Source organism: Micromonospora sp. IBSANI012 (assembly GCF_052814045.1).
In genome coordinates, this window is record NZ_CP199933.1 from 4,234,013 (window position 1) to 4,260,707 (window position 26,695).

Below are 26,695 nucleotides of genomic sequence, written 5' to 3' on the forward strand. Positions count from 1 at the left end.
CCTCCGGAGCCATCGCGGACCCCCTCCGGGGTCATCTCATGCTACCGACGGGATGTGCGTTGACGTGCGGAAACGGCCGGAACGGGTGGTTCGTGGCGGGCGGAGCAGAGCGGTACCTCGGCGTCACGAATGTCTGGTATTATCCCTGGGGTCCGTATCGCCGCTTTCCGTGCTTCAATCCCCTGGTAAGACTGACTTGCTCCTACCTCCGGTGGACAGCACGCGCCCTGTCGACACGCTAGGAGCGCCCATGGACATCGAGCCGGCCATGGCCGAGCGTGCCAACGCCGAAGGACTGACCCTGGTCGTCGGTTCGGGGTCGGTCGCCGCGGCGAATCTGGGCGGGCTGGCGTACGAACTCGGCCGGGCTCAGCCCGGACCGGTCGTCGTCGTCCTCACGGCGGCGGCTCGTCGGTTCGTCGCGCCGACCGCCGTACGGCATCTCGGCGGGTGCCCGGTCCTTGGTGACGACTCCGCCGGTGGGCACCTCGAACCCCTGCACGTATGGCTCACCGACGTGACGAAACGGGTGCTGGTGTACCCGGCCTCAGCGGGCTTCGTGGCCCGGATGGCCACGGGCATGGCCAACGACCTAGCCGCCGTGACGATGCTGTGTGCCACCGGCATTCCCACCCTCGTCGTACCCGCCATGCACCGTCGCATGTGGACGAACTGTCAAGTGCAGCGCAACGTGCGGAGCCTCCGCCGGGCCGGCATGCACGTGCTGGACTGCCCCGACGGAACGCCGCCGCCCGTCACCGACGTGGTGGCCACCCTGATCGATCTCCCTCACCTCGGTGCTCCGAGGAGCGAATACCCGCACAGCAACCATCTGGAAAGGGTGTAGAGATGACCACGACGGATGCTGGGACGACCAACGTCATCCAGATCGAGGTACTGGTGCCCGTCGCCGTCGCCGACCAGGATCGCGCACGGTTCGAACAGGCGATGGTCGACTTCCTCTTCGGCTCCGATCAGGTCCGCCCCGAGCTGCGTGAAGAGCTCGCCAGAGCCGGCGTGGACCTCAACAGCCTGGCAGCGCTCTGCCTGCCGGCGCGCCTCGGCGTGTGTCCCACAGCCGGTGCGCTCGAGTTCGTCCCGAGCGAGAAGCTCATGACGGTCTGCAAGCGGCACGGCATCGATCTCGCCGCCGGCGGGGCGGTCATGGTCGCGTTCGACTACGACGCGTACGCGAGCAAGCCGAAACCGCCGGATCGGCTCGAGGTCAACCTGCTGGTGCCGGACGCGGTCACGGACGTCGTCGCGGACTCGGCCGAGCTGACGGCCGACATCAGCGAGGCGCTCTTCGGCGACTGCACGCTTCCCCCGGCGGCGCAGGCGTACCTGCGGGCGTACGGCGTCGACCTGGCCGACGTCGCGGCGCGGAGCGTCGATCGGCTGGGCGGACCTGACGTGCCCTTCACCTCACGAGTGAGCCCGCTGGTGCACAGATACCTGACCGAGAAGGGGTTCAACGTCGACCAGTACGGCCGGTTCGAGGTCAGCAGGGTCGGCCGGGCCGGCCTGCCGGACGGAGGCCTCATGTGGGAGAAGGCCACATGCTGCTGACGGGCGCACGATGAGGTACACCGTCGCGCCGTTGGGCGACTGGCAGGGGCTCGACCGGGCCGACCTGATCCAAGTCGCCCGCCACCACCGGATGCCCGCCGAGGGCACCGACCTGTTGCTGCTGCCGCACGGCCGGCCCGGCTGGCTGCGCGTGCCCTCCTCGGTCGACGCGTTGCTGCCGCTGCTCGACGGCGCCGAGGTCGGCACGCTGGTGGACTGGTCGGAGTTCCCGCAGGTGGCCGACGTCGTGCGGGCACTCTACGACAGCGGCCTGCTCTTCATCGGCGGTCGCAGCGGAATGCGGGCAGTGCCGGCCGCAGGCGATGCCGACCCGGCCGGGCCGCCCACGTCGCTGCTGCTCAAACTCACCGGCGCCTGCGACATGGCCTGTGGATACTGCTACGACTACGACGAACGGCGCTGGCCGGCCCGGATGAGCACGGACCTCGCCCGCCGCCTCATCACCGAATGCCTGCTCCCGGGCAGGCTGCTGACCCTCATGTTTCACGGCGGCGAGCCGATGTTGCGGTTCACGCAGATCCGGGAGCTCGTCGCGTTCGCCACCGATCGGGCGGCGCGGACGGGTGGATCGGTCCGGTTCAGCATCCAGACCAACGGCCTGCACCTCACCCGCGACGCCGTCGAGTTCTTCCGCGCGCACCGGTTCACCGTCGGCGTCTCCCTCGACGGGCCCCGCCCGGTCAACGACCGCTACCGCGTCGACCACGCCGGCCGCTCGACGTTCGACCGGATCACGGAGAACTTCCGCGTCTTCCCCGACTTCATGCGCAACGAGGTCGGCTACATCAGCGTGGTGAGCCATGACACCACTCGGGAGGAACTCGACGCCACCTGGCGGTACTTCCGCGAGCTCGGCGTACGGAGCTGGAAGCTCCTGCCGGCCGAGGCGGAGGGCCGGGCGAGTGATCATCGTGAGAGCGCGGAGTTCCACCGGGTCTTCATCGACTTCCTCGCCACGCGGCTCGACGCGCTGCTCGACGGCGCCGAGGAGGAGCCGCTGATCGTCAATCTCGTCCAGCTGATCGAACCGCTGGTGTCGCTGCACCGCACCAACATGTGCATGAAGATGCCCTGCGGCGCCGCCGAGGACCTGCTCGTCCTCGACGCGACGGGTGGGGTGCGGGCCTGCGACAGCAGCAACCACCCCGTGTTCCAACTGCTGTCCGGAGACCAGACAGCTCCGCGGCAGCGCCGCTCGCTGCCCCTGGTCGCCGTCGGTGGCGGCCGAAGCGCGCCGGCGCCCGAGGCGACGCCCGCGGTGGCCGAGGGCGAGAGCCTCGTCGCCGCCGGCCGTGCCACCGGCTCAGCGCGCGACCTGCGGGATCGCGAACGGTGGCTGCTCACCGAGGCGCCCTGTGCCTCCTGCGCCTGGCTGCACCACTGTGCGGGCACCTGCCCGGCCCGGGCGCTGATCCGCAATGGCTCGCTGAGGTCGGTTGATGATCTCGAATGCGCCACCCGACTCGAACTCTTCCCGCGCATCCTGGCCGACGTGAGCCGCCCCCGCTCGCGGCTCCGCGACTACTACCGCCGTGCCGTCGACGGCTGCGTGGCGCCCACGGCGAGTGGGCTCGGATGACCATCAGCGTCGTCGGGTCCAACTGGGACGCCGCCATACTGGCGGCACTGGCCGCCACACCGCCGCCGACGGCCTCCCCCGACGAACGCCGCCTGCACGCCCTGCGGGTCCTGGTCGATGTCATCGGGGACGACCTGCGGACCTTCCTGCGGTGCCACGCGCACAAGTACGTCCCGTACTGGCACGGACCCGGCGACCCGATCGCCGGCCTCGTCGGCTGGCTGGCGGACTACTTCCTCCACCTGCACGACGTCCTCAGCGGCGGCCACGACGCCATCGTGAACTGGCCGGACGCCGTGCGCGCGGCCGAGGCCCTCGGCGAGTCGACACGGCTCGTCGTCACGATGCAACTCGGGTACAGCCTGCTGGTGCCGCTGCTCGTGGAGCAGGCGACCGGCCGACCGGCGTACCCCCTGGTGCACGATCGGAATCCCGCGGTGCTGGACCTGTATCGTGACCGCCTACGGGGTCGCCCGCTTCTGCTCACCACGTTGAGTGCGGGCGACATCCGGCGATGGCTGGACTCGGACGCCATCATCGTGGCCAATGTCGACACCAGCTATCCGGGCACCCGGCAAGTCCGCACACTGCCGTTCCTGAACGGCCGGTTGGCCGTACCCTTCGGGCTGCTGAGCATGGCCACCAGGCGCCGGATCGAGGTCCGGGCGGTCGCCGCCCCCGGAAGCGGCGGGCATCTCGTCATCGGGACCAGCTCGCCGTTGCCCGACGACCCGGACGGCGCCCTGCGCGCTATCGGAAGTCAGTTCGAACGGTGGATCGGCGCGCACCCGGAGCAGTGGATGGCGTGGGGCAGTCTGGTCTCCGCCCGGGACGGCCCGTCGGCGGCGGCGTCAGCCACGCGTGCCGCAGCCCCCGGGTGAGCAGCAGCGTCGTGGCCAGCGACAGGCCCGCCAGCAGCGCCACCGCGCGGTGCGCCGGCAGCACGTGGGCGGCCGCCCAGCCCAGCGCCGCGAAGACCGCCTGCCCGGTCATCATCCCGTTCTGGTGCAGGCGCCAAGTTCTGGCTGCAGGTCCTCACCGAGCTGAAGAATCGCGGCGTCGCCGACGCCTGCATGGTGGTCTGCGACGGGCTCAAGGGTTTGCCCGACGCGATCGGTGAGGTGTGGCCCGAAGCGGTGGTGCAAACCTGTGTGATCCACCTGCTGCGCGCCAGCTTCCGGTATGCCGGCCGGCAGCACTGGGATGCCATCGCCAAAGCATTGCGACCGGTCTACACCGCGCCCACTGAAGCCGCCGCCCGAGCCCGCTTCGCCGAGTTCACCGAGGCCTGGGGCGGGAAGTATCCGGCGATCGTCCGGTTGTGGGAGCAGGCGTGGGCGGAGTTCGTGCCGTTCCTGGCCTTCGACGCAGAGATCCGCACCGTCGTCTGCTCCACCAACGCCATCGAGTCGGTCAACGCCCGCATCCGCCGGGCCGTGCGAGCCCGCGGCCACTTCCCCAACGAGGCCGCCGCGCTGAAATGTGTCTACCTCGCGGTGATGAGCCTCGACCCCACCGGGCAGGGCCGCCGGCGGTGGACCATGCGCTGGAAACCCGCCCTCAACGCCTTCGACATCGCCTTCGAAGGACGCCTGTCCGCAGGCCGAAAGTAGCCGTCAACAACCCGAGTTACACCGTTCGTTTGACAGACCCGTTTAGCCGTTGTTGGCCTGCTGCTCTGGTTCTGGCAGCCGGTGACTAGATCGAGGTCCACCCGCGGGGCGTGTACCGAGCCGGTGCGGCTGCACGTCAACTCGGCGAACCCGACGATCTCCACGGCGTCGGCGGGTTTCCTGCGGGCCGCCGAGGGGGCCGGCGGCTGGGAGGACGAGATCTGGGACGTCGAGATCGAGGTAGCCGGAACCACACTCGACACCCTGGTCGCGGCGCACGGCGTGCCGGGCTTCGTGAAGATCGACGTGGAGGGGTTCGAGCACGCCGTGCTTGCCGGGTTGAGCCTCCCCCTGCCGGCACTGTCCTTCGAGTTCACCACCATCGAACGGGACCTGGCCGCGCACTGCCTGGACCGGCTCACCCGGCTGGGCTTCACCAGGTTCACCGTGGCGCTCGGCGACAAGATGGCGTTCGCCCTTGATGGGTGGCGGCCGGCCGGCGAGGTGGCGGCGTACCTGCGGGCGCTGCCCCACGAGGCCAACTCGGGCGACGTCTACGCCCGCGCCCGGCCCGCCTGACCCGCCTGGCGGACGTCAGGCGGCGGCGAAGGCGGCGAGCCGGTCCAGGCCGGCCGGTTCGGTCATCGGATCACGGTAGGCGCCGGCACGCCCCGCGGACGACCCGGTTTCCTCGCATCGACGCTGGTCACACCCTGGATCGGCCGCGCTGCCCCGAGGCAGTTTTTTCAGGTTTCGAACTTAGCCATGTTTCGTTACCCGCCCGTTATTGACGTGACCTCCGCCACTTCGGTTGACTGCGACGGAACCGCTTCCGCAACCGGTTCCGAAACAACGCCTCACCCCTTCGACCCGGGAGCGTCACGTGCCGATCACCATCGCCGACGTCGCCACCCGCGCCGGGGTGAGCAAGACGACGGTCTCCCGGGTACTCAACGGCAAGGGCGAGGTGCACGTCCGCACCGCCGACCGGGTCCGCGCGGTCATCAACGCCCTCGGGTACGTGCCGAGCGCCCGCGCGGTCGGCCTGGCCCGCGGGCGTACCCGGGTGGTCGGCATGCTGGTGCCCGCCCTGACCTGGCCCTGGATGGGCGAGGTGCTCCAGGGCGCGGCCGACGTGGTCGAGGCCGAGGGGTATGGCATGCTGCTGTTCACCTGCACCCAGGGCGACGAGTCGATGCGGCGGTTCGCCTCCCAGGTCTCCGCGAAGTCCTTCGACGGCCTGCTCGTGGTCGAGCCGGAGGGCACCCTCGACTACATCACCGAGCTGCACGAGCGCGGCCTGCCGGTCATCCTCATCGACGACCGCGGCCACCAGCCCGGCTTTCCGTCGGTGCGCACCACCAACGAGTCCGGCGCGCGAGCCGCGGCGGCGCACCTGCTGGCGCACGGGCGGAAGCGGCCGCTGGTCGTCACCGGCCTGAGCCGCTTCGGCTGCACCCGGGAGCGGCTGGCCGGCTTCGCGGATGGCTACGCCGACGCCGGCCTGCCCATCGACCCCGCCCTCGTCGTGGAGGGCGACTTCACCTTCGAGTGCGGGCGGGTCGCGGTGGAACGCCTGCTCGCCGACGGCGTGCCGTTCGACGCCGTCTTCGCGCACAACGACCTCTCCGCCGCCGGGGCGCTCCAGGCGCTGCGCGACGCCGGCCGGCGGGTCCCGGACGACGTGGCGGTGGTCGGCTTCGACGACCTGCCCCTGGCCGGGCACACCCACCCACCGCTGAGCTCGGTCCGCCAGCCGTTGCGGGAGATGGGGGCGGCCGCCGCCCGCACCCTCATCGCCCACCTCGCCGGCACGCCGCTACCCGACACCCCGACCGTCATTCCCACCAGCTTCACCGTCCGCGCCTCGACCGGCACCACCTGACCTCTCCACCGCTGTATCCACCACCCACACCGGCGGGAGCACCGCGCCCACCGGTGGCAACACCGCACACCCTCCATCCACCACATCCCGCTCGAGGATTGCGGGAGCACCGAGGGAGACCTCCATGAGAAGAAGGCAGTTCCTCGCCGTCGCGCTGGCCGGCGCGATGGCCACCGGCGTCGCCGCGTGCGGCGACAGCCCGAACGCGAACAAGAAGAACGGCCAGGCGGCCACGGTGCTGAACGTCGGCATGCCGAACGGCCCGCAGGCCGAGAACAACAACCCGTTCCTCACCACGTCCGCCGCAGCCTCGCTGGGCTACCGCTGGCAGATCTTCGAGCCGCTGATGATGTGGAACCCGGTGAAGCCGGCCGACCCGTTCAAGCCGTGGCTGGCGACCAAGGCCGAGTGGTCGTCGGACTACACCTCGGTCAAGGTCACCATCCGCGACAACGCCACCTGGTCGGACGGGCAGAAGGTCACCGCCGAGGACGTCGCCTTCACCTACAACCTGGTCAAGAAGTACCCGGCGCTCAACGACCAGGGCGTGCCCTACACGGACGCGACCGCCAGCGGCAACGAGGTCACCATCAAGATGGCCAGCCCACAGTTCGTCAACCAGCAGAAGGTGCTGTGGCGGGTGCCGATCGTGCCCAAGCACCTCTGGGAGAAGATCAGCGACCCGACGACCGACGCCGTCAAGCAGCCGGTCGGCAGCGGCCCGTACACCCTGAAGTCGTTCACCCCGGCCAGCACGACCCTGACGGTGCGCGACAGCGGCTACTGGCAGGACCTGCCGAAGGTCAAGGAGTTGCGCTTCACGTCGTACACCGACAACAGCGCGCAGACCACCGCGCTGGCCAACGGCGAGTCGGAGTGGAGCTTCGTCTTCATCCCCAACTACCAGACCGTCTTCGTGGCCAAGGACCAGGAGCACCACAAGATGTGGGCGCCCGCGATCCTGGGCATCCACGGCCTCTACCTCAACACCACGAAGAAGCCGTTCGACGACCCGACGCTGCGCCGGGCCATGAACATGGTCATCGACCGCCAGGACATCTTCACCACGGCCGAGGCCGGGTACTTCCACCCGCTGGTGAAGAGCGTGACCGGCCTGCCCAGCCCGGCCGGTGACGCGTTCATCGCCTCGGAGTTCAAGGGCCAGGAGCACAAGGTCGACGTCGACGGCGCCAAGGCGCTGCTCACCGGCGCCGGCTACAAGCTCGACGGCAACACCCTCAAGGACAAGACCGGCAAGGCCGTCACGATCAAGCTGACCGACCCGGCCGGGTGGTCCGACTACCAGACCAGCCTCGAGATCGTGAAGGACAACCTGTCGAAGATCGGCATCGCCGCGACGGTCGACAAGGCCAACCAGGACGCCTGGTTCCGCAACGTCGAGCAGGGCAACTTCGAGGCGACCTTCCGGTGGACCGAGGGCGGCGCCACGCCGTACGACATCTACCGGACGATCATGGACGGCCGGCAGCTCAAGCCGATCGGCACCGCCTCCCCGGCGGGCAACTTCGGCCGCTTCAACAACAAGCAGGCGACCGACGCACTGGTCGCCTACGCGAACGCCACCGACGAGGCGGCCCGCACCGCCGCGATGAGCACGCTGCAGAAGGTCTTCGTCGACCAGATGCCGATGATCCCGGTCGGCGCGGACAACATCGGCGGCGCGTACAGCACGAAGAACTGGACCGGCTGGCCCGACGACTCGGACCCGTACGGCGCCATGCAGCCCACGCAGCCCAACGCGCTGGACGTGGTCCTGCACCTGAAGCCCGCCGGTAGCTGACCCCCGGCACCGCCTCCCCGGTCGGCCCCGGCCAGCCGGGGAGGCGGCACCAGATGTTCGTGACCTCGCGATCCCAGACAGGAACTCGGCATGACGTTGAGCGAGAGCGCGGCGGCGCCGGCCGACGAGGTGGTGCTGGAGGCCGTCGGCCTGACCAAGCACTTCCCCGTCCGCAGGCGGCTGCGTGACCTCTTCTCCCGGACGCCGGCAGTCGTGCACGCCGTCGACGACGTATCGTTCGCGCTGCGTCGCGGCCGGGTGACCGCGCTGGTCGGGGAGTCCGGCTCCGGCAAGTCCACCGTGGCCCGGCTACTGGCCCAGCTCTACCCCCGCACCGCCGGCGACCTCCGCCTGCACGGCACGTCGACCAGGGTGCGCGGCGGTCGTCCGTTCCGGTCGTACGTGCGGCGGGTCCAGCTGATCCTGCAGGACCCGTTCGCGTCGTTGAACCCGGTGCACACCGTCCGCTACCACCTCACCCGATCGCTGCGGATCCACGGCAACGCCGGGCGCAGCGCCGAGGACCTGGAGGCGGCCCTCGGCAAGCTGCTCACCCGGGTCAGCCTCACCCCGCCCGAGCGCTACCTGGACGCCTTCCCGCACGAGCTCTCCGGCGGCCAGCGGCAGCGGGTCGCCATCGCCCGGGCGCTCGGCGCCGACCCGGAGGTGCTCCTCGCCGACGAGCCGGTCTCCATGCTCGACGTCTCGATCCGCCTCGGCGTGCTCAACCTGCTGCAGGACCTCAAGCAGCGGCTCAACATTGCCATCCTCTACATCACGCACGACATCGCCTCGGCCCGCTACTTCGCCGACGAGACGATCGTGATGTACGCCGGCCGCATGGTCGAGGGCGGCGACAGTGAGACCGTCACCCAGAACCCGGCCCACCCGTACACCCGGCTGCTCACCGATTCGGCGCCGGACCCCGAGCGCATCACCGGCGACGGCGCCGGCGTCGACGCGGCCGCCGGGGAGGACCGCGGTCAGGGCGAGCCGCCGAGCCTGATAACCCCGCCCGCCGGCTGCCGGTTCCACCCCCGGTGCCCGCACGCCATGCGGCGCTGCACGGCCGACCTGCCGCCGCGGCTGAGCATCGGCGATCGGCCCGGCCACTGGGCGGCCTGCTGGCTCTACGACCCGGCCACCGTCGCCGCCGACACCCCCGGCTCCGCCGCGCCCGACGCCGACCCGACCGTGCCACCGCCCCCGGCGGCGGTCAAGCGGGACGACATCGCCACCCTGGGGGAGACACGATGAGATTCCTCCTACAGCGCACGGCCTTCTACCTGTTCACGGCGTGGGCGGCGATCACGCTCAACTTCTTCATTCCGCGGATGGTCCCGGGCGACCCGGTCCAGTCCCTCATCTCGCGCAACCAGGGCCGGATCAGCGCCGACGCCATCCAGTCGTTGCGCGTGCTGTTCGGGCTGGACGAGAACGAGAACGTCTGGGAGCAGTACCTCGACTACTGGGGGCAACTCCTCCACGGTGACCTGGGGCTGTCCTTCACCTTCTTCCCGGCGCCGGTGTCGACGGTGATCGGCGACAGCCTGCCGTGGACCGTCGGCCTGGTCGGCATCACCACGATCATCAGTTTCCTGCTCGGCACCGCGCTCGGCGTCGGCGCCGGCTGGCGGCGCGGCTCGTGGGTCGACGGGCTGCTGCCGGCCACGACGTTCCTGTCCTCGATCCCGTACTTCTGGTTGGGCCTCGTCGCCATCGCCCTGTTCGCCGGCCCGGGGAGCTTCTTCCCGTCCTCCGGCGGCTACGAGCCGGGTCTCGTGCCGGCGTTCGACCAGTACTTCATCCCGAGCGCGATCCAGCACAGCATCCTGCCTGCCGCCACCATCCTGGTTTCCTCGATGAGCGGATGGATCCTCAGCATGCGCAACATGATGGTCACCGTCTCGTCGGAGGACTACATCACGGTCGCCCACGCGAAGGGGCTGTCGGAGCGTCGGGTGGCCCTCAGCTACGCCGCCCGCAACGCGCTGCTGCCCAACGTCTCGGGCTTCGCCCTGTCGCTCGGGTTCATCGTCGGCGGCACGCTGCTGGTGGAGATCGTCTTCTCCTACCCGGGCCTCGGCTACCAGCTCTTTCAGGCGGTGGGCGCCAAGGACTACCCGCTGATGCAGGGGATCTTCCTGATCATCACGATCTCCGTGCTGGTGGCGAACCTGCTCGCCGATGTCGCGTACCTGCTTCTCGACCCGCGGACCCGAAAGAGCTGAGCGATGACAATCTCACCGTCGAGCATCGAGCAGGTCATCCCCGGTCAGGGGGCGATGGCCCAGCCGTCGGCCGCGCCGGGCCGGGCGAAGCGGCGCCGCTTCCGGTTCATCGCCAATGCCAAGGCCGCCACCGGGCTTGTCATCCTGGGCATCTACTGCCTCTTCGCGGTGATCGGGCCGTGGGTGGCGCCGTACAACCCGGACGCGCGCAGCGGCGACGTGCTCCAGGCGCCGTCGCTGCGGCACTGGTTCGGCACCACTCACCTCGGTCAGGACATCTTCAGCCAGATCCTGGTCGGCGCGCGCAGCGTCATCGTGGTGGGACTGGTCGCCGGCGTGCTGGCGACGATCCTGTCCATCCTCATCGGCGTGACCGCCGGCTACATCGGCGGCGCGGCCGACGAGGGCCTGTCGGCCCTGTCCAACGTGTTCCTGGTCATCCCCGCGCTGCCGCTGATCATCATCGTGACGTCGATCGTCGAGCAGGCCAGCGACACGCTGGTCGCGCTCATCATCGGCTGCACCTCGTGGGCGTGGGGCGCCCGGGTGCTACGCGCCCAGACATTGTCCCTGCGGCGCCGCGACTACGTCGAGGCGGCCCGGGCCACCGGCGAGCGGACGTGGCGCATCATCCTGTTCGAGATCCTGCCCAACCTCACCGCGATCATCGCGTCCGGCTTCGTCGGCACCGTCATCTTCGCCGTCATGTCGGAGATCACCCTGGCCTTCATCGGCATCTCGTCAATCTCGTCCTGGAACTGGGGCACCATCCTGTTCTGGGCCCAGGGCCAGCAGGCCCTCGCGCAGGGCGCCTGGTGGTGGTTCGTCCCGGCCGGGCTGGCCATCGCGCTGCTCGGCACCGCCCTCGCCCTGATCAACTTCGGCATCGACGAGTTCGTCAGCCCCCGGCTGCGCAGCGCCGGCAAGAGCCGGATCCGCACCGCCGACGGCCGCAGCGTGCGAATGCGGGTCGGCTTCACCCCCGTGCTGGCCCCGACCCCGTCCGTCCCGACGCCACGGGCTGCCACCACCCGAGAGGACGTTGTGCGATGAGCGATCCGGTGCTGGAGATCCGCGGGCTGCGCGTCGACTACGGGCTCGGCGACGCGGCGGTGCACGCCGTCCGCGACGTCGACCTGATTCTGCACCGGGGCGAGGTACTGGGGCTGGCCGGGGAGAGCGGCAGCGGCAAGTCCACCCTGGCGTACGGGCTGACCAGGCTGCTGCCGCCGCCCGGCGTGGTCAGCGGCGGCCAGGTCGTCTACCACCCGGTCGACGGCCCGCCGGTCGACGTGCTGACCCTCAGCCCGGCCCAGCTGCGGCAGTTCCGCTGGGCGGAGACCTCGATCGTGTTCCAGGGCGCGATGAACTCGCTGAATCCGGTGCACAAGGTCTCCACCCAGCTGCTCGACGTGATCAAGGCGCACGAGCCGCGGAGCACGGCGGCGAGTCGGCTGGCCCGGGCCCGGGACCTGCTCCGCCTGGTCGGCATCGCCGCCGACCGGCTGGACAGCTACCCGCACCAGCTCTCCGGCGGGATGCGGCAGCGGGTCATGATCGCCATGGCGCTGGCGCTGGAGCCGCAGGTGGTCATCATGGACGAGCCGACCACCGCGCTGGACGTGGTGATGCAGCGGCAGATCCTCGGCCAGCTCGCCGAGCTGCGGGAGCGGCTGGGCTTCGCGGTGCTGTTCATCACCCACGACCTGTCGCTGCTGGTCGAGTTCTCCGACCGGATCGCCATCATGTACGGCGGCCGGATCGTCGAGGAGGCACCCGCCGCGCAGCTGTACAGGCGGGCCCTGCACCCGTACACCGAGGGGTTGCTGCACTCCTTCCCGGCGCTGCGCGGCCCGCGCCGCGAGCTGACCGGCATCCCCGGCTCCCCGCCGGACCTACGGGCCATGCCGGAGGGCTGCGCGTTCCACCCGCGCTGTCCGAAAGCGTTCGACCCGTGCGACAAGAAGGTGCCGGCACTGGGCGCGCCCGGCGGCGACCCAGGCCGGGCCGTCGCCTGCTGGCTGCACCCCGCCGCCACGCCGGTCCCCCACTGACCTCCCTCCGTCCGACCGAACCACCCGCTACCGCGAGGAGAACCATGGACATCGACCTCACCCGCCCGACCACCACCGGGCAGGCCGACCCGATCGGCACCCTCCCGCCGACGTTCCGGTGGGGGGTGGCCACCTCCTCGTACCAGATCGAGGGCGCGGTGGCCGAGGACGGTCGGACGCCGTCGATCTGGGACACCTTCTGCCGCGTCCCCGGGGCGGTGGCCAACGGCGACCACGGCGACGTGGCCTGCGACCACTACCACCGGATGCCGCAGGACGTCGCGCTCATCGCCGACCTGGGCCTGGACACCTACCGCTTCTCGGTGGCCTGGCCGCGGGTGCAGCCGGGCGGGCGCGGACCGGCGAACCCGGCCGGACTGGCCTTCTACGACCGCCTCGTGGACGAGCTGCTCGGCCGCGGAATCGACCCGTGGGTGACGCTCTACCACTGGGACCTGCCGCAGGAGCTGGAGGACGCGGGCGGCTGGCCGAACCGGGACACCGCCTACCGGTTCGCCGACTACGCGGAGCTGGTCTTCGGCGCCCTCGGCGACCGGGTGAAGACCTGGACCACGCTGAACGAGCCGTGGTGCTCGGCGATGCTCGGGTACGCGTACGGCAACCACGCCCCGGGCCGGCGGAACCTGGGCGACGGGATCGCCGCGGCGCACCACCTGCTGCTCGGGCACGGGCTGGTGGTGCAGCGGCTGCGTGCGGCGGCGGCCACCCCGATCGAGCTTGGCCTGACCGTCAACCTGTCCACCGCCGACCCGGCCACCGACAGCGCGGCCGACCGGGACGCCGCCCGGGCCGCCGACGGGCTGGGCAACCGGCTCTACCTCGATCCGGTGTTCCGTGGCTCCTACCCGGAGGACGTGGTGGCCGACCTGGCCGCCGAGGGGGTCCGCGTCCCGGTGCAGGAGGGCGACCTGGAGGTCATTTCGGCCCCGATCGACGTGCTCGGCGTGAACTTCTACTTCGGGCAGGTCCACTCCGGGGTGGACGAGCAGGGCCGGGACCGGGACGAGGACGGCAAGCCGGTGCGCCGGGTGATCCGCCGCGACCTGCCGCGCACCGCGATGGACTGGGAGATCGTGCCGGAGTCCTTCACCGAGCTGCTGGTCCGGCTGCACCGGGACTACCCGGGCGTGCCGCTGGTGATCACCGAGAACGGGGCGGCCTTCGACGACAAGCCGGACGCCGACGGGTTCGTGGCCGATGACGACCGGGTGGCGTACCTGACCGAGCACCTGCGGGCGGTGGCCCGGGCCCGGCAGGCCGGCGCGGACGTGCGCGGCTACTTCGCCTGGTCGCTGCTGGACAACTTCGAGTGGGCGTACGGCTACGACAAGCGGTTCGGCATCGTCCGGGTGGACTACGACACCCAGCGGCGTACGCCGAAGCGCAGCGCGCAGTGGTACCGCGACACCGTCCGGCGGGTGCGCGGGGAGCGCTGACCCGGCCGCTCGGGCGGCCGCGCGGGATCTCCCGGGCGGCCGCACTGGCGTCCACCGCACTCGCGAAACTCGTGTCGTTGCCGATCGTCATGTTGTCCGGTGTGCAGCTTCGGCACAACTACCGCGTCTACCCGACCCTGTGCAGCAGCAGGCGTTGGCGCGGGCGTTCGGATGTGCTCGGGTGGTGTTCAACGACGGGCTGCGCGCGCGGCGGGAGGCCCGGGTGGCGGGGTTGCCTGACGTCTGGGACGGGGATCTGTCGAAGCGGGTCATCACGCAGGCCAAGCGCACTCCCGAGAGGGCGTGGCTGGGTGAGGTGTCGACGGTCGTTCTGCAGCAGGCCCTCGCGGGGAAGAAGCAGAAATCCAGCCGATGGTTGCGCGCTACCACGCTCGCAGCCGGAAGGAATCTCCGTACTTCATCGCGGAGAGAACGTCAAACGATCGAGTACCACACAAGCGTTCCTCGGGCACCTGACGACACTTCCGGCACCGGAGGCAGCTCCGACGCTCGCCCGATTGATCAGAGCGCCCGAGTATCGCAGCCCGGACCCATCCAGAGGTGCTGCTTGCGCAATATCGACAGTGCAGCCAGTCGGTGAGAAGGTGGCCTTCCCACCACTCCTTTGCCCCGCCGAGGGCATGGAAGACGCAGATCTGGAGCTGCACCAGCGGGGCCAACCAGAAGTGGACCCTCCCGTCCTGAGCCGGGGCCGGGCCAGCGGCACTCCCGCCGCCGGCCCGGTGGCTCAGCGGGTCCGCGACCGGGGCCGCCGCGCCGGCCGCGCCGGCGCCAAGATCACCCGGGCGGCCGGCTCGCGCGGCACGCCGCCGTCGCGCAGCAGCCGGGCCATTGGCAGGGTGGCCGCGCCCATCGCGACCGCGTCCGGTCCGAGCCGGCACAGCTCGATCGAGGTCTGGGCGTACGGCTGGCGCAGCGCGTGCCGCGCGGTGACCTCGCGGATCTGCGGCAGGTAGCGCTCGCCCAGGGCCAGGCCGGCCCAGCCGCCCAGCACCACCCGCTCGGGGTTGAACAGGTTCACCAGGTTCGCCACCCCGGCGCCGAGGTAGCCGACCGTCTCGTCGAGCACCTTGGCGGCGGTGCGGCTGGTGGCGCGCAGCAGCTCGCCGAAGGCGGTCTCCTCGTCGCCGCCGGTCGCCGGGCGACCGCGGTTGGCCTGGCGGAACCGGTCGAGCACCCCTTCCGCCCCGACGTACGCCTCGAGGCAGCCGAGGTTGCCGCAGCGGCAGCGACGGCCCCCGTACACGATGGTGGTGTGCCCCCACTCGCCGGCGCTGCTGTGCGCGCCGCGGTAGCCCACGCCGTCGGCCACCACGCAGGCCCCGACGCCGGAGCCGACCAGGGCAACGACCGCGTGCCGGACGCCCCGGCCGGCGCCGAACCACATCTCGGCCTGGCCGAGGGTCTTCGCGCCGTTGTCGATGTGCACCGGGATGTCGGTGCCGGCGCGCAGCATGGCGCCGAGTGGCACGCCGTCCCAGCCGAGGGTCTGCGCGTGCACCACGGCGTCGGCGGCGCGCTCGACGGTGCCGGAGACGGCGACGCCGAAGCCGAGGACCGCCGCCGGGTCGATGCCGGCCTGCTCGATCACCGCGGTGAGACCGTGCAGCAGGTGGTCGGTGACCTGCCGGGGGTCGGGCTCGGCGGCGGCGATCGGGTACTCCGCCTTGGCGAGGGCGGTCATCGCCAGGTCGAAGAGTTCGACCTGCACCCGGGTCTCGCCGACGTCGGCGCCGACCAGGTAGCCGTAGCCGGGGGCGACCCGCAGCAGCACCCGCGGGCGGCCGCCGTCGGACTCGACCAAGCCGGCCTCCTCGACCAGGCCCTCGGCGATCATCTCGCCGACCAGGTTGCTCACGCTGGCCAGGCTCAGCGCAGTGGACTGCCCCAGCTCGTGCCGGCTCAGCGGGCCGTCCAGCCAGATCCGGGTGAGCAGGACGGACCGGTTGGCACGACGCATGTCGCGCACGGTGGTGCGTTTGGCGTCCACGTCCGCCGCCATCCTCTCCCGGCCGCCCCCGGCGGCCTGCTTCACGCCGTGAACCAAGTGCTGACAGACTACTGCGCGTTCACATTTAACAAAGTTAACTGCTAGCGTCCGGCGCATTGATGAGGAGGTATGTCATGCGACTCAGACGTGGGTTGACCGCCGCGCTCGGCGGCGTCGCGCTGCTCGCCGCCACCGGGCTCGCCGCCACGCAGACCGCCCTGGTGGCCCGCTCCGCGCCGGACTGGCCGAGGGCGTCACCTGGACCGCCGGCAGCCGGGCCACCTACGCCGGCCGCCTCGGCCGCCGACCCGGCCGTGGTCGCCGGCTGGATCGCCGAAACCCAGGCCGAACGCCGACGCGCCGAACAACACCACACGCCAGTCGAAGAAAAGACCGACGTCCCTCCTCCAGGTAACCACCGGCGCCGAGCTACGCCCTTGGGAATCGTTCGTTGCACGATGATCGACACGAACGAATTCCCCACACGGGCTACGCATTCTCGGCGAATCCCTTGTTGCCCAGCCAGTTTGTCGGGGCCGTATCGGCCGGCTGGAGCCGGGTGAGCGGCAGCCGCCGCACCGGCACGACCACCCGTACCTGGTGGTGGCGATCCAGGGCGCGAAGAACGTGGTGCAGACCGTGTACGGCAACCGCATCGACGCCGACGAGCCGACCGGCAGCCTCGTCTACCGCGACCCGGGCACCGTCCACAGGCTCACCAATGTGGGCGGATCGCGCGCCTGGTCGAACTGAAGTAACCGCTGGCACGGCGGTCCGACGTTGAATCCGGCATTCCGGCGGAAACCGGCGCACCAGGTGCGTAACGTGCCGGACATGGTCTTTCGCACTTGGCGTAACCTGTTGCTCACAGCGCTCGGGATGGGCGTGCTCGCCGGTGCCGGTCAGCTCGGCATCGCGTTCGGCTTCGGCATCGTCCAGCTCACCGGCGCCTCCACCGGCGCCACCGTCAACCAGTGGCCTGCCCAGCTCGTCTGGGTGGGCTGGTTCGCGGCACACGCCGCCGTAGCCGGCACCGTCGTCACCGCACGCCTGGCCCGCCGGTACGGGGTGCTGGGGAGCACGGGCAGATTGGTGGCCGTCGCCGCCGCCGCCGCGCTGGGCGCCACCGTCGTGGCGCCGCTCTGCGTCCGGCCGGTCCAGGCCGCCGAGCGCTTCTCTGTGGACCCGATCTGGGCCGTCGCCATCTGCGCGACCCTCGGCGCGCTGGTCGGCGCGGGTGCCGCGATCGCCGCAGTGGTGAAGCCGCCGCTGGGCTGGAACATGGCGGCGGTGGGCGGCGTGGTCTGGCTGCTGGCGCTCGTCTCGGTCGTCCCGTCGCTCGCAACCGCCGGGCCGTTGCCCGCCGTACGGGTCGGTGTGCTGGAGCCGGCCGGGCTCGACGCCGACGCGGCACACCGGCAGGCGATCCTGATTCTGCCGGCGGTGGCCCTGCTCATCGGCGCGGCGACCGGCGGGCTGGCCCGCTGGCGCGGGCATCCGCCGCTGGTCAACGGCGCGACCGGCACGGCCGGCACGGTACTGGTCGCGTTCGCCTACCTGACCGCCGGTCCCGGCGACGCCGTCGACCGGTACCAGATCACGCCGTACTACGGTGCGCTGCTCGCCGTCGCCGCCGGTGTGCTCGGTTCGGCCGCCGCCGCGTTGTTCCGCTGGCCGCTCCTGCCGCGCACCGCCGAAGCGCGGGTCGTCGAGCCGACCGACATCCTCCGTCCGCTGTCCGCCGGCCCCGCCGTGCCGCAGGCCATGACGCCGGCCGCTGGTGGTACGACCGACGAGCCGGATCCCGTCGACCTGGCCGGCACGGGGCCGGTCGCCGACGCGACCGCAGCGAAGCTCCCTACCGCAGCGGAACCGCTGGGTTTCGGTGCGCCAGCTGGCGACCGGGACGCCAGCGCAGTACCGGCCGACTCCGCGACGCGGACCGCCGCACCGGCCGTTACCGCCGCAGCGGCCGCACCCGCCGCACCCGCCGACCTCGCCACACCGGCCGACGTCGACGACACCCCGGAGACATCGGAACCGGCCCCCGCGACGACGGCCCACCTTCCCGCGGGACCCGGCGGGGACGGCTCCGGGACGGCGGTGGCGGAGGCCGACAACACCGAACCCGACGGGATGCCGCCCGACGGGGCACTCGTCGCCCCGGGGACCCGCCGGATGTACCAGCCGCCGAAGACCGACCGGACGCGGGTTCAGGCGACCTGGCCGGTCGTTCCGGCGCGGCGGGTGCCGCCCTCGACCGAGCCCGCTCCGGGCGCCGAGGCGACCCGCTCGGCCGGCACGCACGAGTGGCCCGAACCGGCGCTCCCACCTCGGCACCGGCCGCCCCTGCCCAACCTGAACCGGGCCGCGAACTGGGACGCCCTCGCGACCGCCCAGCGCGCCGGGCCCCCGCCCACGACCGACGCCGCGCCGGCCGCCCCGGCATCCGTCGTCGAGACGGGACGGGCCAGCGGCCGGCTGGGCCTGTTCCGGCGCAACAAGTCCCGGGCCGACGGGGACGGCGCGGGCATCCCGGCCGACGGCGAGCCGCTGCCGAGGCATGACGCGGAGTTCGTCGACTGGGTGACCCGGCTGGGCAAGCCGGTGGCGGACAACGAGCCGGATCAGGAGAGCGATCGCCGGTCACTCCGCCGGTAGTTCCACGGCGCGATGATCAGCGCCACCCCTAGCGGCTCGGGTCGCAGCCGCGCTTCCCGGCTTCAACGCCAGCGGCACTGCGACGCGTTGAGGGCGCAGCCAGCGCCGGAGGCGCCGCCGAGTGCGCGCCACCTCACCGAGCACGTTCCCAGTCTCGGTGAGCCGGGCTTCGGTCGCGCTCTTGTGCAGGTCTTCCCAGAGAGCACGTTCGAGTCGGGGACCGTTCTGTTGACCCCCCTCTGCCCCGGAGCCTTGCGCACGACCTCCAGCGTCGTACGCAGGATGCGCTGGCACCAGTTGACCAGCACGCCGGCGAAGCCCGCGTCGGCGTAGACGAACCGCACCGGGGTGAACAGGTACGCCGACAGATGGGTGGCCTTGGCTCCGTCGCGGTCCTGCACACCCGCTGCCATGACGCACACGACTAGCAACAGCCCGAGGGTGTCGGTGACGATGAACCGTTTGCGGCCGTTCATCTTCTTGCCCGCGTCGTAGCCTCGGGATGTGCGCGGCACGGTGTCGGCGCCCTTGATGCTCTGGGAGTCGATGATCCCGGCTGACGGCTCCTCAGCGCGGCCATGCGCTGCACGAACCCGGCGGCGCAGCACGACCAGCATCCGCTCGGTGAGCCTGTCCTCCTCCCAGCGGGTGGAATACCAGTACACCGTCTGCCATGGCGGGAAATCGACCGGCACCGACGACGTCGCCGCCCTCTGGACGACAGCTGCCACAGCGACCGATCCCGTGGACCGAGAAGCCGCCGAAGCCGCCGCCCGGGCGGCCTACCGCGCTGCCGACCTCCCGGCGCCTGCCCGATGCTGACGTCCGGCCCCTGGTGGCCCTTCGCCGACCTCGCCGTGATGACCGAGCGAGTCCCGCCGGGCAGCAGCTGTCCGGCAGCAGTTGGGTGAGCCCAGGTACAACCCTTCAGCCTGCCCGAATCCCGACGTGTTGGGCACTTCGCACCCAAGCAACGGCTCAAAGGTCCACGAGTCGCAGCTCACACTTGAACGTTCATGTGTGCTGTTCTAAGGTAAGACTTGAACATTCAAGTGAAGGGTATGGCAGGCCGGTACCTGTGGCTCAGCGCCACGATCCGCGCCCGCCGCGCATCCGCCGGATCGGCCTCGCACCGGCCGGCCCATCAAGGAGAGAACCGCATGAGTGACCTGAAGATCGCCGTCATCCTCGGCAGCACCCGGCCCGGCCGCAACGGCAAGGCTGTCGCAGACTGGGTGGTGGACCGGTCCGGCGCCCGCGCCGGCGTCGAGTACGAGCTGGTCGACCTCGCCGACTTCCCGCTGCCCCACCTGGACGAGGCCATTCCGCCGTCCATGGGTCAGTACCAGGGTGAGCACACCAAGGCATGGGCGACCAAGATCGCCGAGTTCGACGGGTACATCTTCGTGACCCCCGAGTACAACCACTCCACCTCCGCCGTACTCAAGAACGCGATCGACTACCTGTACGGCGAGTGGAACAACAAGGCCGCCGCCTTCGTCTCCTACGGTTCTCTCGGCGGCGCTCGGGCCATCGAGCACCTGCGGGGCGTGGCCAGCGAACTGCAGCTGGCCCATGTACGTCAGCAGCTGTCGTTCTCGCTGTTCACGGACTTCGAGAACTTCTCCGTCTTCAAGCCGGGAGAGCAGCACGACGCCGCCGCGACCACCCTGTTCGACCAACTGGAATCCTGGGCCCGCGCCCTCAAGACGGTCCGGGTCTGACGCCCTCGCCCACCGCAAGGCAGGCGACGGGAAACCCGTCCATCCTCAGGCAGGTGGCGTCGTCGTGTCCGTCACCGTCCCGGTCGAGGTGCCCACCGGCTCCCCGGTCAACGCGGTGCACTTCGTGGCCCGCAACGACACCGGTCACCTCGCCGCACTGGTCGCGCTCGTCGACGCCGGCGCCGTCCGGGTCGACATCACCGCGTCCCGTCCGCTCGCCCAGTCCGGCCGCACCCGCGGCAAGATCATCCTCGTTCGATGAAGGAGTCCCTGATGACTAGCACGTCCGTCTCCCCGACAACCACGCGGCTGCGCGTCGGCGCTCTCACGGTCGGCGGTGCCGTCCTGGCCACCGCGCTGCTCTGGACGGCCGCCCAGATTCTGGGTATCGAGCTGCGTGTCGACCCCCGCAACGGCCAGGCGCCCTCAGCGGTTGGCCTGCCGCTCACCGTCACGTTCACGCTCGCCGTCAGCCTGCTCGGCTGGGGTGCGCGGGCGCTGCTGGACCGGTTTACCCGCAGCGCACCGGCCGTGTGGACCGTCCTTGCCGTGTTGGTGCTGTTGGTATCTTTCCTGCCCCTGTTCATCTTCGAGGCAACCGGGGCAACCAAGACGATCCTGGCGCTGATGCACATCGCGGTCGCCGCCGTGTTGATCCCAGCTTTCAGCCGCCCGAAGCCCTGACCACCGGTCAGCGGAACCGCGATGCCGGTCGCCGCTGAGCCACCACGCAGGTCGGATCGCCACCGTGCGGGCTGGTACGGCGACAAGCGGAGCGGGCGGTGTCCCGGAACGGAACGGACAGGGTTCAGGTTCCGGGACCCGCACCGAGCCCACTGTCTGCCGAACGTCTGAGCCCAGAGAAGCGCAAGCGTATGCGTACGGTGGGTGCTTCAAGACTGGCCCGCCTGAGCACAGTTCCCCCGGCTGTGGCTACCGCCGAGAACTCGCCCACCGAGTCGGCCCGTCCAGGTAGCCGCCTTCGCCAACTCCCCGATCGAGGACGGTCGGCCCAGCGGATGCCTGTCCGCGCGGCGGCCCGTCAGCGAGACCAGCCGGTCCGCATCACCGACCTCACGCCCTGACCAGGCACTCGAGGCGGAGTGCCGCCCAGAGTGCTGACGACGCGAGCGGGTATCGCCCGAAAGAAGTGACCTTCTCCGCGGAGGAGGCCTTCGCGGATGCGGTGATCCCTTCGAAGCACGCCCTCAGGCACCTTCAGCCAGCCGATTCCTCACGAAGTCCCGAAGTGGATACCCTCATGTCTCGAACAGCCTTCAAGGCTGCCGGCGACGCGCACGCCGAGCGCTGGAAAGCGCTCGTCTTCATCGCCCTCGCCCAGCTGATCGTCGTCCTCGACGCCACCATCGTGAACATCGCCCTGCCCTCCGCCCAGCAGGAGCTGGGCATCTCCGACGGCGACCGGCAGTGGGTCGTCACGGCCTACGCCCTGGCCTTCGGCGGCTTGGTCCTGTTCGGCGGCCGGGTGGCCGACCTGTGGGGCCGCAAGCGCGCTTTCGTCGTAGGCCTGATCGGCTTCGCCGCCGCCTCCGCGCTCGGCGGCGCGGCGACCACCGGCACGATGATGTTCGGCGCCCGCGCCCTCCAGGGCGCCTTCGGCGCCCTGCTCGCCCCCGCCGCGCTCTCGCTGCTTGCCGTGATGTTCACGGACGCCAAAGAGCGCGCCAAGGCGTTCGGCATCTACGGCGCGATCGCCGGCGGCGGCAGCGCCGTCGGCTTCATCCTCGGCGGTGCGCTCACCGAGTACCTGGACTGGCGCTGGACGTTCTTCGTCAACATCCCGTTCGCGATCGTCGCGGCGGCCGGCGCCTACTTCGTCGTCCGCGAGCCCGAGGGTAGCCGCAACCGCTCCCCGCTCGACATCCCCGGCGTCGTCCTGTCCACCCTGGCCCTGGCCTCGCTGGTCTACGGCTTCAATCACGCCGAGTCCCACGGCTGGGGCGACACCACGACCATCTCCCTGTTCGGCGCGTCGGTGGTCCTGCTACTCGCCTTCGTCCTCACCGAGGCCAGGGTCAAGGCACCGCTGCTGCCCCTGCGCGTGGTCACCGACCGCAACCGCGGCGGCGTCTACCTCTCCCTCGGCATCGCGGTCATCGCCATCTTCGGCACCTTCCTGTTCCTGACCTATTACCTGCAGGTCGTGAAGGGCTACTCGCCGATCAAGAGCGGGTTCTGCTTCCTGCCGATGGTGGCGGGCATGATGGTCGGCTCGACGCAGATCGGGCCGCGTCTGATGACCCGCGTTCCGGCCCGGTTCCTGATGGGCTCCGGCTTCCTGGTGGCCGCGGCCGGCATGTTCCTGCTGGCGCAGCTGGAGATCGGCTCGTCCTACGCCTCGACCGTCCTGCCGGCTCTGGCGCTGCTCGGTCTCGGCATGGGTATGACGTTCATGCCCGCCATGTCCCTGGCCACTCTGGGCGTCGAGCCCCGGGACGCCGGTGTCGCCTCCGCGATGGTCAACACCTCGCAGCAGGTGGGCGGCGCGATCGGCACGGCCCTTCTGAACACGATCGCCACATCCGTGACGACCTCGTACGTCCAGGACCACATCGCCAGCGCCGCGACGAAGCCGCAGCAGCAGCTGGTCCAGCTGCAGGGAGTGGTGCACGGCTACAGCAACGCCATCTGGTTCGCCATCGGCATGCTGGTGCTCGCCACGCTGATCGTCCTGACCTTGGTCAACGTCGGCCGTACGGGCCGCGAGGGCGCCGAGGACGAGGTGGCGGTGCCGGTGGTCGCCCACTGAGGCACCAGGTCCCCCTGACGAAACCTGTCGTGGGGGCGTGGCGGGACGCCGCGCATCCACGGCTCCCTGAGTGAGGGGCTCAGCGGAGTCAGTGCAGTCCGCGGTTCTTTCGGCTGAAGACCCTCGACGACGATCTCCACGATCTCGCCGAGGGTTCTGCTGACGGAGGGGATAGCCGCTCGAACAGCGCTTGGCGCAAGGCGGTCACTGGCCGGCGCTGGCTGAACTGGTGGAGCATCACCAGCGCGGCCGGGTGCTGGACGCGTGGGCGCAGAGCCCGTGCCAGCGACGGACGTGTCTGGGTGAGCAGGCCCTCAGTCTGTTTGCTGATGCGGGTGGCTTCACCGGCGACATTGTCAGGGACGAAGCCCCGTTCCGGATCGGTCGGTGCCGGTGACCAGAGGTGCCGCGGTGTCAGTGCCCCTACGAGGCGACCGCTTCTGCAGATTCCACGCCAGGGGTCGCGACACGGCGGCGATGGCATGTGGGACGCCGGATGCCCGGCCTCGCTCCCATCGAGGCCCATCATGGCGTGGCGTTGCGGGGGCAGTTCTACCGCTCCCGGCGGTCGATCCTCTCGCTGATCTTCTCGGCAGCGGTGCGCAGGCTGTCCAGCTCGGCGGGGTCGAGAACGTCGAAGACCAGGTCGCGTACCCGGGCCACGTGTCGCGGGGCGACCTCGAGGAGATGGGCGTAGCCGGCTTCGGTCAGGATCGCGTGGGTGTAGCGGCCATTCATGGGGTCTGGTTCGCGGCGGACGAAACCCCGGCGCTCCAGCCTGCTGATCATGTGGGAGAGACGGGACAGCTCGGCGTTGGCGAGGACGGCCAGGTCGCTCATGCGCATGCGGTGTCCCGGCTGGTCGGACAGTCCGGCGAGGACGTAGTACTCGACGTAACTGAGGTCCGCGTCCTGCTGCAGCTGCGCTTCCAGGGCGATGGGCAGTTTGTGCAGCATCAGGGCGAATTGCTGCCATGTCTCCAGCTCCGCCGGAGTCAGCCAGCGCGGCTGATCGTTCGGGCGTGGAGGCTGTTCAGGCATGCCCGGAGTCTAACTGGCGTGAACGTTCACGTGTCACACTTGAATGTTCATGTGGGGCGCCCCCGGGGCAACTGCCCACACGCTGAGTTCCTGCACGTATCAGAACGCCGGCGCCAATGGCCTCGGCCTCGTCCATCCAGGTGCGGTGGATCCGCCGTGCGGCGTGCGCTGATCGGTGGGGTGCGGGGATTCGGCGTGCAGACACATGCCAGGCAGGCCCCTGGGGTGAGCCGCTTCGCGCGCAAGCCGGCGATAAGATCCTGCCTGCATCTGCGCGCAGCGCCCACCGGATCCAGCACGCACGACTCGCGCCCCAGGCCGTCGATCCACTGGTTCGACAGTCGAACTGCGAGGTACACACCGCCGTGACCCACGATCCGTCGAACCAGATGGCGCGAAAAGCTGGACGCAACCGAGCATCGTTCCGCACGGGTGTCCCGGCGAGCAGCACGGCCTGTACCGGGCAGGACGTGAATCCAGCGTGGTTGCCCGCGGAAGGTGCTAGGACTGCTCTGTGAGCTGCATCGACGGAACGACGCGCTGATCGTGGCAGCGAAGGCGACCAGACGCTTGGAGCCCATGTCCGGCGAATACGGCGGCGCGACGTTCCTGGAGTTGTTCTTCGACCTGGTCTTCGTGTTCGCCCTCACCCGCATCTCCACGCGCGCCTTCGAGGACATCGCACTGGAACCTGGCGGCAGCCATGCCTGGACGGCCGTCACCGGCGGCGGGAAGACACTTCTGCTGCTGCTCGCACTCTGGGGCATGTGGCAAGGCACGGCGTGGACCACCAGCCGCTACGACCCGCACCACATCTTGCTGCAGACGATAGTGATCACCGCGCTGGTGGCCAGCATGGTGATGGGCGTGGCGATCCCTCGAGCCTTCACCCAGACCGGTCTGATGTTCGCCATCGCCTACGTGATCGGCCAACTGTCCCGGCCCCTGATCCTGCTCGTCGCCCTCGGCCCGCACCCGAACCGCCGGCTGAAACTGCGCATGGCCATCACCTTCACCGCCACCGGCGTGCTCTGGATCGGCGGGGCATTGCTGCCGACCAACCCACGAGTGATCTGCTGGGCCTGCGCGCTCGCCGTCGAGTACGCGGCGGTACGGCTCGGCTGGCCAGTGCCCGGGCTGGGCCGCTCCACCATGTCGAAGTGGGACATCGCCGGCGAACACCTGGCCGAACGCTACCAACAGTTCTTCCTCGTCGCTCTCGGCGAGACGATCCTGGTCGCCGGCCTCGCCTACAGCATGGACCCGCACGGACCCGGCCGCACCATCGCCTTCGCGCTGGCCCTGGCAACCACGATCGCCATGTGGCGCATCTACGTCCAGCGGGCCGGGCAGATCCTCGGCGAGGCCGTCGCCAAGGCCCGACACCCGGCAACCATCGGCCGCTCCGCCGCCGACACCCACGCCGTCATGGTGATCGGTCTGACCGCCACGGCGATCGGCTACGAACTGGTCATCGACCACCCCGGCGGGCACCCCGGACCCGCCTGGGTCGCGGCGGTGATCGGTGGACCCGCACTGTTCCTCGCCGGACGGGCCCGCCTCGAATACGAAGTCTTCGCCCGGGTGTCCCCGTCACGCTGGATCGCCATTCTGGTCCTGCTCGCCCTGACACCGGTCCTGCCCCACGTTCCCGCACTGCTGGCCGCCGCGGGCGCCCTGGTCGTGCTGGCCGCGGTGGGCGTCGCCGACACCCGCCGCGCACGCGGCGACTCCGCCGAGGCAGCAGCGCCGCCCTTCTGACGCTGCCGTCCGAGCCGGTCGGCGCCGCGCACACCTCGGCCGATTGGGGCTGGAGACTTTGTAGTGAGGCACTCGTACTCTGGCCGGCGTGTCTGCATCCCTCGCCGCCATGACCCGGCACCGCCGGGTAGTCCTCGCGGTTGCCCTGGCCCTGTCTGCTGGCTACCCGGTAGGGCAATGGTTCGGCTCGGCGGGCGATGAAGCCCTAGGTGATTTGTCGTTCTTCGGGCTCCTGGCAGCCGTCGTGATTTCGCTGGTGCTGCTGATCGTCACTTCTCCGGCGCAGCGACCGGCGGTCTTCATCGTGCGGCCGGAAGAGTCGTCCTTCAGCATGCCGCCGATGCGCGATGAACTGGCCGGCCCGCCCGTCGGGCCCGGAACCGAAGCGTAGGTAGTAGCGCGCCGCCAAGCCCGCCTGGCCGCCTCCGACGACCACCACGTCACATCCGGGCATGCTCGTACCTCCCTCCGTCCGCCGATCATCATGTCGAGTGGCCCAAGATCCCGACACGCTGGG

The 26,695-nt window shown here is 70.5% G+C and carries 23 protein-coding genes and 3 pseudogenes; 23 read left to right on the forward strand and 3 right to left on the reverse strand.

All coding sequences use genetic code 11. The features are described 5' to 3' along the window. The first annotated feature begins 250 nt into the window (after positions 1-250). The 14 genes and pseudogenes from ACTWM8_RS19525 to ACTWM8_RS19590 all read left to right on the forward strand — a co-directional run bounded on the left by ACTWM8_RS19525 (position 251) and on the right by ACTWM8_RS19590 (position 14,811). The gene (locus ACTWM8_RS19525) at positions 251-847 is read left to right on the forward strand and encodes a flavoprotein (protein ID WP_446210311.1); all 597 of its coding nucleotides are present in this window, start codon (positions 251-253) and stop codon (positions 845-847) included. Between the two features lie 2 nt (positions 848-849). Further along, on the forward strand, positions 850-1,569 hold the full coding sequence (locus ACTWM8_RS19530) for a hypothetical protein (RefSeq protein WP_446210312.1): 720 nt from the start codon (positions 850-852) through the stop codon (positions 1,567-1,569). A gap of 10 nt (positions 1,570-1,579) precedes the next feature. Beyond that, the gene (locus tag ACTWM8_RS19535) at positions 1,580-3,169 is read left to right on the forward strand and encodes a radical SAM protein (RefSeq protein WP_446210313.1); all 1,590 of its coding nucleotides are present in this window, start codon (positions 1,580-1,582) and stop codon (positions 3,167-3,169) included. Beyond that, positions 3,166-4,050: a hypothetical protein gene (locus tag ACTWM8_RS19540; protein ID WP_446210314.1), complete on the forward strand. Its 885-nt coding sequence runs from the start codon at positions 3,166-3,168 to the stop codon at positions 4,048-4,050. Before ACTWM8_RS19535 ends, ACTWM8_RS19540 begins: the two co-directional genes overlap by 4 nt. 123 nt (positions 4,051-4,173) lie before the next feature. After that, a pseudogene (locus ACTWM8_RS19545) lies at positions 4,174-4,782 on the forward strand (IS256 family transposase); the annotation flags it as partial. Positions 4,783-4,887: 105 nt separating this feature from the next. After that, a pseudogene (locus ACTWM8_RS19550) lies at positions 4,888-5,361 on the forward strand (FkbM family methyltransferase); the annotation flags it as partial. A 304-nt stretch (positions 5,362-5,665) separates the two neighbouring features. Then, positions 5,666-6,667: a LacI family DNA-binding transcriptional regulator gene (locus tag ACTWM8_RS19555; protein ID WP_446210315.1), complete on the forward strand. Its 1,002-nt coding sequence runs from the start codon at positions 5,666-5,668 to the stop codon at positions 6,665-6,667. 124 nt (positions 6,668-6,791) lie between these two features. Next, complete coding sequence (locus ACTWM8_RS19560; RefSeq protein ID WP_446210316.1) at positions 6,792-8,468, forward strand: ABC transporter substrate-binding protein; 1,677 nt, start codon at positions 6,792-6,794, stop codon at positions 8,466-8,468. Between the two features lie 90 nt (positions 8,469-8,558). Beyond that, complete coding sequence (locus ACTWM8_RS19565; RefSeq protein ID WP_446210317.1) at positions 8,559-9,725, forward strand: ABC transporter ATP-binding protein; 1,167 nt, start codon at positions 8,559-8,561, stop codon at positions 9,723-9,725. Then, positions 9,722-10,699, forward strand: coding sequence for an ABC transporter permease (locus ACTWM8_RS19570; RefSeq protein ID WP_446210318.1), 978 nt, complete (start codon positions 9,722-9,724; stop codon positions 10,697-10,699). The genes ACTWM8_RS19565 and ACTWM8_RS19570 overlap by 4 nt, the downstream gene beginning before the upstream one ends. 3 nt (positions 10,700-10,702) lie before the next feature. Then, positions 10,703-11,752, forward strand: a complete 1,050-nt coding sequence (locus tag ACTWM8_RS19575; protein WP_446210319.1) for an ABC transporter permease — start codon at positions 10,703-10,705, stop codon at positions 11,750-11,752. Continuing rightward, positions 11,749-12,753: an ABC transporter ATP-binding protein gene (locus ACTWM8_RS19580; RefSeq protein WP_446210320.1), complete on the forward strand. Its 1,005-nt coding sequence runs from the start codon at positions 11,749-11,751 to the stop codon at positions 12,751-12,753. The genes ACTWM8_RS19575 and ACTWM8_RS19580 overlap by 4 nt, the downstream gene beginning before the upstream one ends. A 44-nt stretch (positions 12,754-12,797) precedes the next feature. After that, complete coding sequence (locus tag ACTWM8_RS19585; RefSeq protein ID WP_446210321.1) at positions 12,798-14,210, forward strand: GH1 family beta-glucosidase; 1,413 nt, start codon at positions 12,798-12,800, stop codon at positions 14,208-14,210. Between the two features lie 139 nt (positions 14,211-14,349). Next, positions 14,350-14,811 (forward strand): helix-turn-helix domain-containing protein, encoded by a 462-nt coding sequence (locus tag ACTWM8_RS19590; RefSeq protein WP_446210322.1) that lies wholly within the window; start codon positions 14,350-14,352, stop codon positions 14,809-14,811. Between the two features lie 147 nt (positions 14,812-14,958). On the opposite strand, the gene ACTWM8_RS19595 is transcribed toward ACTWM8_RS19590, so the two are convergent. Continuing rightward, positions 14,959-16,278: an ROK family transcriptional regulator gene (locus ACTWM8_RS19595; RefSeq protein WP_446210323.1), complete on the reverse strand. Its 1,320-nt coding sequence runs from the start codon at positions 16,276-16,278 to the stop codon at positions 14,959-14,961. Positions 16,279-16,767: 489 nt separating this feature from the next. On the opposite strand from ACTWM8_RS19595, the pseudogene ACTWM8_RS19600 reads away from it, so the two are divergent. Both ACTWM8_RS19600 and ACTWM8_RS19605 read left to right on the forward strand, forming a co-directional pair. Beyond that, positions 16,768-16,979: pseudogene (locus tag ACTWM8_RS19600) on the forward strand (cupin); the annotation flags it as partial. A 76-nt stretch (positions 16,980-17,055) separates the two neighbouring features. Then, positions 17,056-18,882: a hypothetical protein gene (locus ACTWM8_RS19605; RefSeq protein WP_446210324.1), complete on the forward strand. Its 1,827-nt coding sequence runs from the start codon at positions 17,056-17,058 to the stop codon at positions 18,880-18,882. Positions 18,883-18,944: 62 nt separating this feature from the next. On the opposite strand, the gene ACTWM8_RS19610 is transcribed toward ACTWM8_RS19605, so the two are convergent. Beyond that, the gene (locus ACTWM8_RS19610) at positions 18,945-19,613 is read right to left on the reverse strand and encodes a transposase (protein ID WP_446210325.1); all 669 of its coding nucleotides are present in this window, start codon (positions 19,611-19,613) and stop codon (positions 18,945-18,947) included. Between the two features lie 429 nt (positions 19,614-20,042). Between ACTWM8_RS19610 and ACTWM8_RS19615 the strand changes: the two genes are divergently transcribed. The 5 genes from ACTWM8_RS19615 to ACTWM8_RS19635 all read left to right on the forward strand — a co-directional run bounded on the left by ACTWM8_RS19615 (position 20,043) and on the right by ACTWM8_RS19635 (position 23,376). Continuing rightward, positions 20,043-20,606, forward strand: coding sequence for an NADPH-dependent FMN reductase (locus ACTWM8_RS19615; protein WP_446210326.1), 564 nt, complete (start codon positions 20,043-20,045; stop codon positions 20,604-20,606). Positions 20,607-20,670: 64 nt separating this feature from the next. After that, complete coding sequence (locus ACTWM8_RS19620) at positions 20,671-20,868, forward strand: hypothetical protein (protein WP_446210327.1); 198 nt, start codon at positions 20,671-20,673, stop codon at positions 20,866-20,868. Then, a complete protein-coding gene (locus tag ACTWM8_RS19625) occupies positions 20,865-21,290 on the forward strand; it encodes a DUF6069 family protein (RefSeq protein ID WP_446210328.1) in 426 nt (141 codons plus the stop codon). Before ACTWM8_RS19620 ends, ACTWM8_RS19625 begins: the two co-directional genes overlap by 4 nt. 312 nt (positions 21,291-21,602) lie before the next feature. After that, positions 21,603-21,728 carry a hypothetical protein gene (locus ACTWM8_RS19630; protein WP_446214599.1) on the forward strand — a complete coding sequence of 42 codons (126 nt, stop codon included), beginning with the start codon at positions 21,603-21,605 and terminating at the stop codon, positions 21,726-21,728. A gap of 28 nt (positions 21,729-21,756) precedes the next feature. Then, positions 21,757-23,376 (forward strand): MFS transporter, encoded by a 1,620-nt coding sequence (locus ACTWM8_RS19635; protein WP_446210329.1) that lies wholly within the window; start codon positions 21,757-21,759, stop codon positions 23,374-23,376. A 552-nt stretch (positions 23,377-23,928) separates the two neighbouring features. Here the strand turns inward: ACTWM8_RS19635 and ACTWM8_RS19640 are convergent. Beyond that, positions 23,929-24,417 carry a MarR family winged helix-turn-helix transcriptional regulator gene (locus tag ACTWM8_RS19640; protein ID WP_446210330.1) on the reverse strand — a complete coding sequence of 163 codons (489 nt, stop codon included), beginning with the start codon at positions 24,415-24,417 and terminating at the stop codon, positions 23,929-23,931. Positions 24,418-24,996: 579 nt separating this feature from the next. Here ACTWM8_RS19640 and ACTWM8_RS19645 point away from each other — a divergent pair. Both ACTWM8_RS19645 and ACTWM8_RS19650 read left to right on the forward strand, forming a co-directional pair. Continuing rightward, positions 24,997-26,178: a low temperature requirement protein A gene (locus ACTWM8_RS19645; RefSeq protein ID WP_446210331.1), complete on the forward strand. Its 1,182-nt coding sequence runs from the start codon at positions 24,997-24,999 to the stop codon at positions 26,176-26,178. Positions 26,179-26,266: 88 nt separating this feature from the next. Then, entirely contained in the window at positions 26,267-26,569 is a 303-nt protein-coding gene (locus tag ACTWM8_RS19650; RefSeq protein ID WP_446210332.1) for a hypothetical protein, read from the forward strand. Positions 26,570-26,695: the final 126 nt, after the last annotated feature.

Bases quoted from the DNA above. Each gene is read 5' to 3' on its own strand.
- ACTWM8_RS19525 (WP_446210311.1), top strand. From the start codon at position 251: ATGGACATCGAGCCGGCCATGGCCGAGCGTGCCAACGCCGAAGGACTG.
- ACTWM8_RS19530 (WP_446210312.1), top strand. From the start codon at position 850: ATGACCACGACGGATGCTGGGACGACCAACGTCATCCAGATCGAGGTA.
- ACTWM8_RS19535 (WP_446210313.1), top strand. From the start codon at position 1,580: ATGAGGTACACCGTCGCGCCGTTGGGCGACTGGCAGGGGCTCGACCGG.
- ACTWM8_RS19540 (WP_446210314.1), top strand. From the start codon at position 3,166: ATGACCATCAGCGTCGTCGGGTCCAACTGGGACGCCGCCATACTGGCG.
- ACTWM8_RS19560 (WP_446210316.1), top strand. From the start codon at position 6,792: ATGAGAAGAAGGCAGTTCCTCGCCGTCGCGCTGGCCGGCGCGATGGCC.
- ACTWM8_RS19565 (WP_446210317.1), top strand. From the start codon at position 8,559: ATGACGTTGAGCGAGAGCGCGGCGGCGCCGGCCGACGAGGTGGTGCTG.
- ACTWM8_RS19570 (WP_446210318.1), top strand. From the start codon at position 9,722: ATGAGATTCCTCCTACAGCGCACGGCCTTCTACCTGTTCACGGCGTGG.
- ACTWM8_RS19575 (WP_446210319.1), top strand. From the start codon at position 10,703: ATGACAATCTCACCGTCGAGCATCGAGCAGGTCATCCCCGGTCAGGGG.
- ACTWM8_RS19580 (WP_446210320.1), top strand. From the start codon at position 11,749: ATGAGCGATCCGGTGCTGGAGATCCGCGGGCTGCGCGTCGACTACGGG.
- ACTWM8_RS19585 (WP_446210321.1), top strand. From the start codon at position 12,798: ATGGACATCGACCTCACCCGCCCGACCACCACCGGGCAGGCCGACCCG.
- ACTWM8_RS19605 (WP_446210324.1), top strand. From the start codon at position 17,056: ATGGTCTTTCGCACTTGGCGTAACCTGTTGCTCACAGCGCTCGGGATG.
- ACTWM8_RS19615 (WP_446210326.1), top strand. From the start codon at position 20,043: ATGAGTGACCTGAAGATCGCCGTCATCCTCGGCAGCACCCGGCCCGGC.
- ACTWM8_RS19625 (WP_446210328.1), top strand. From the start codon at position 20,865: ATGAAGGAGTCCCTGATGACTAGCACGTCCGTCTCCCCGACAACCACG.
- ACTWM8_RS19640 (WP_446210330.1), bottom strand. From the start codon at position 24,417: ATGCCTGAACAGCCTCCACGCCCGAACGATCAGCCGCGCTGGCTGACT.
- ACTWM8_RS19645 (WP_446210331.1), top strand. From the start codon at position 24,997: ATGTCCGGCGAATACGGCGGCGCGACGTTCCTGGAGTTGTTCTTCGAC.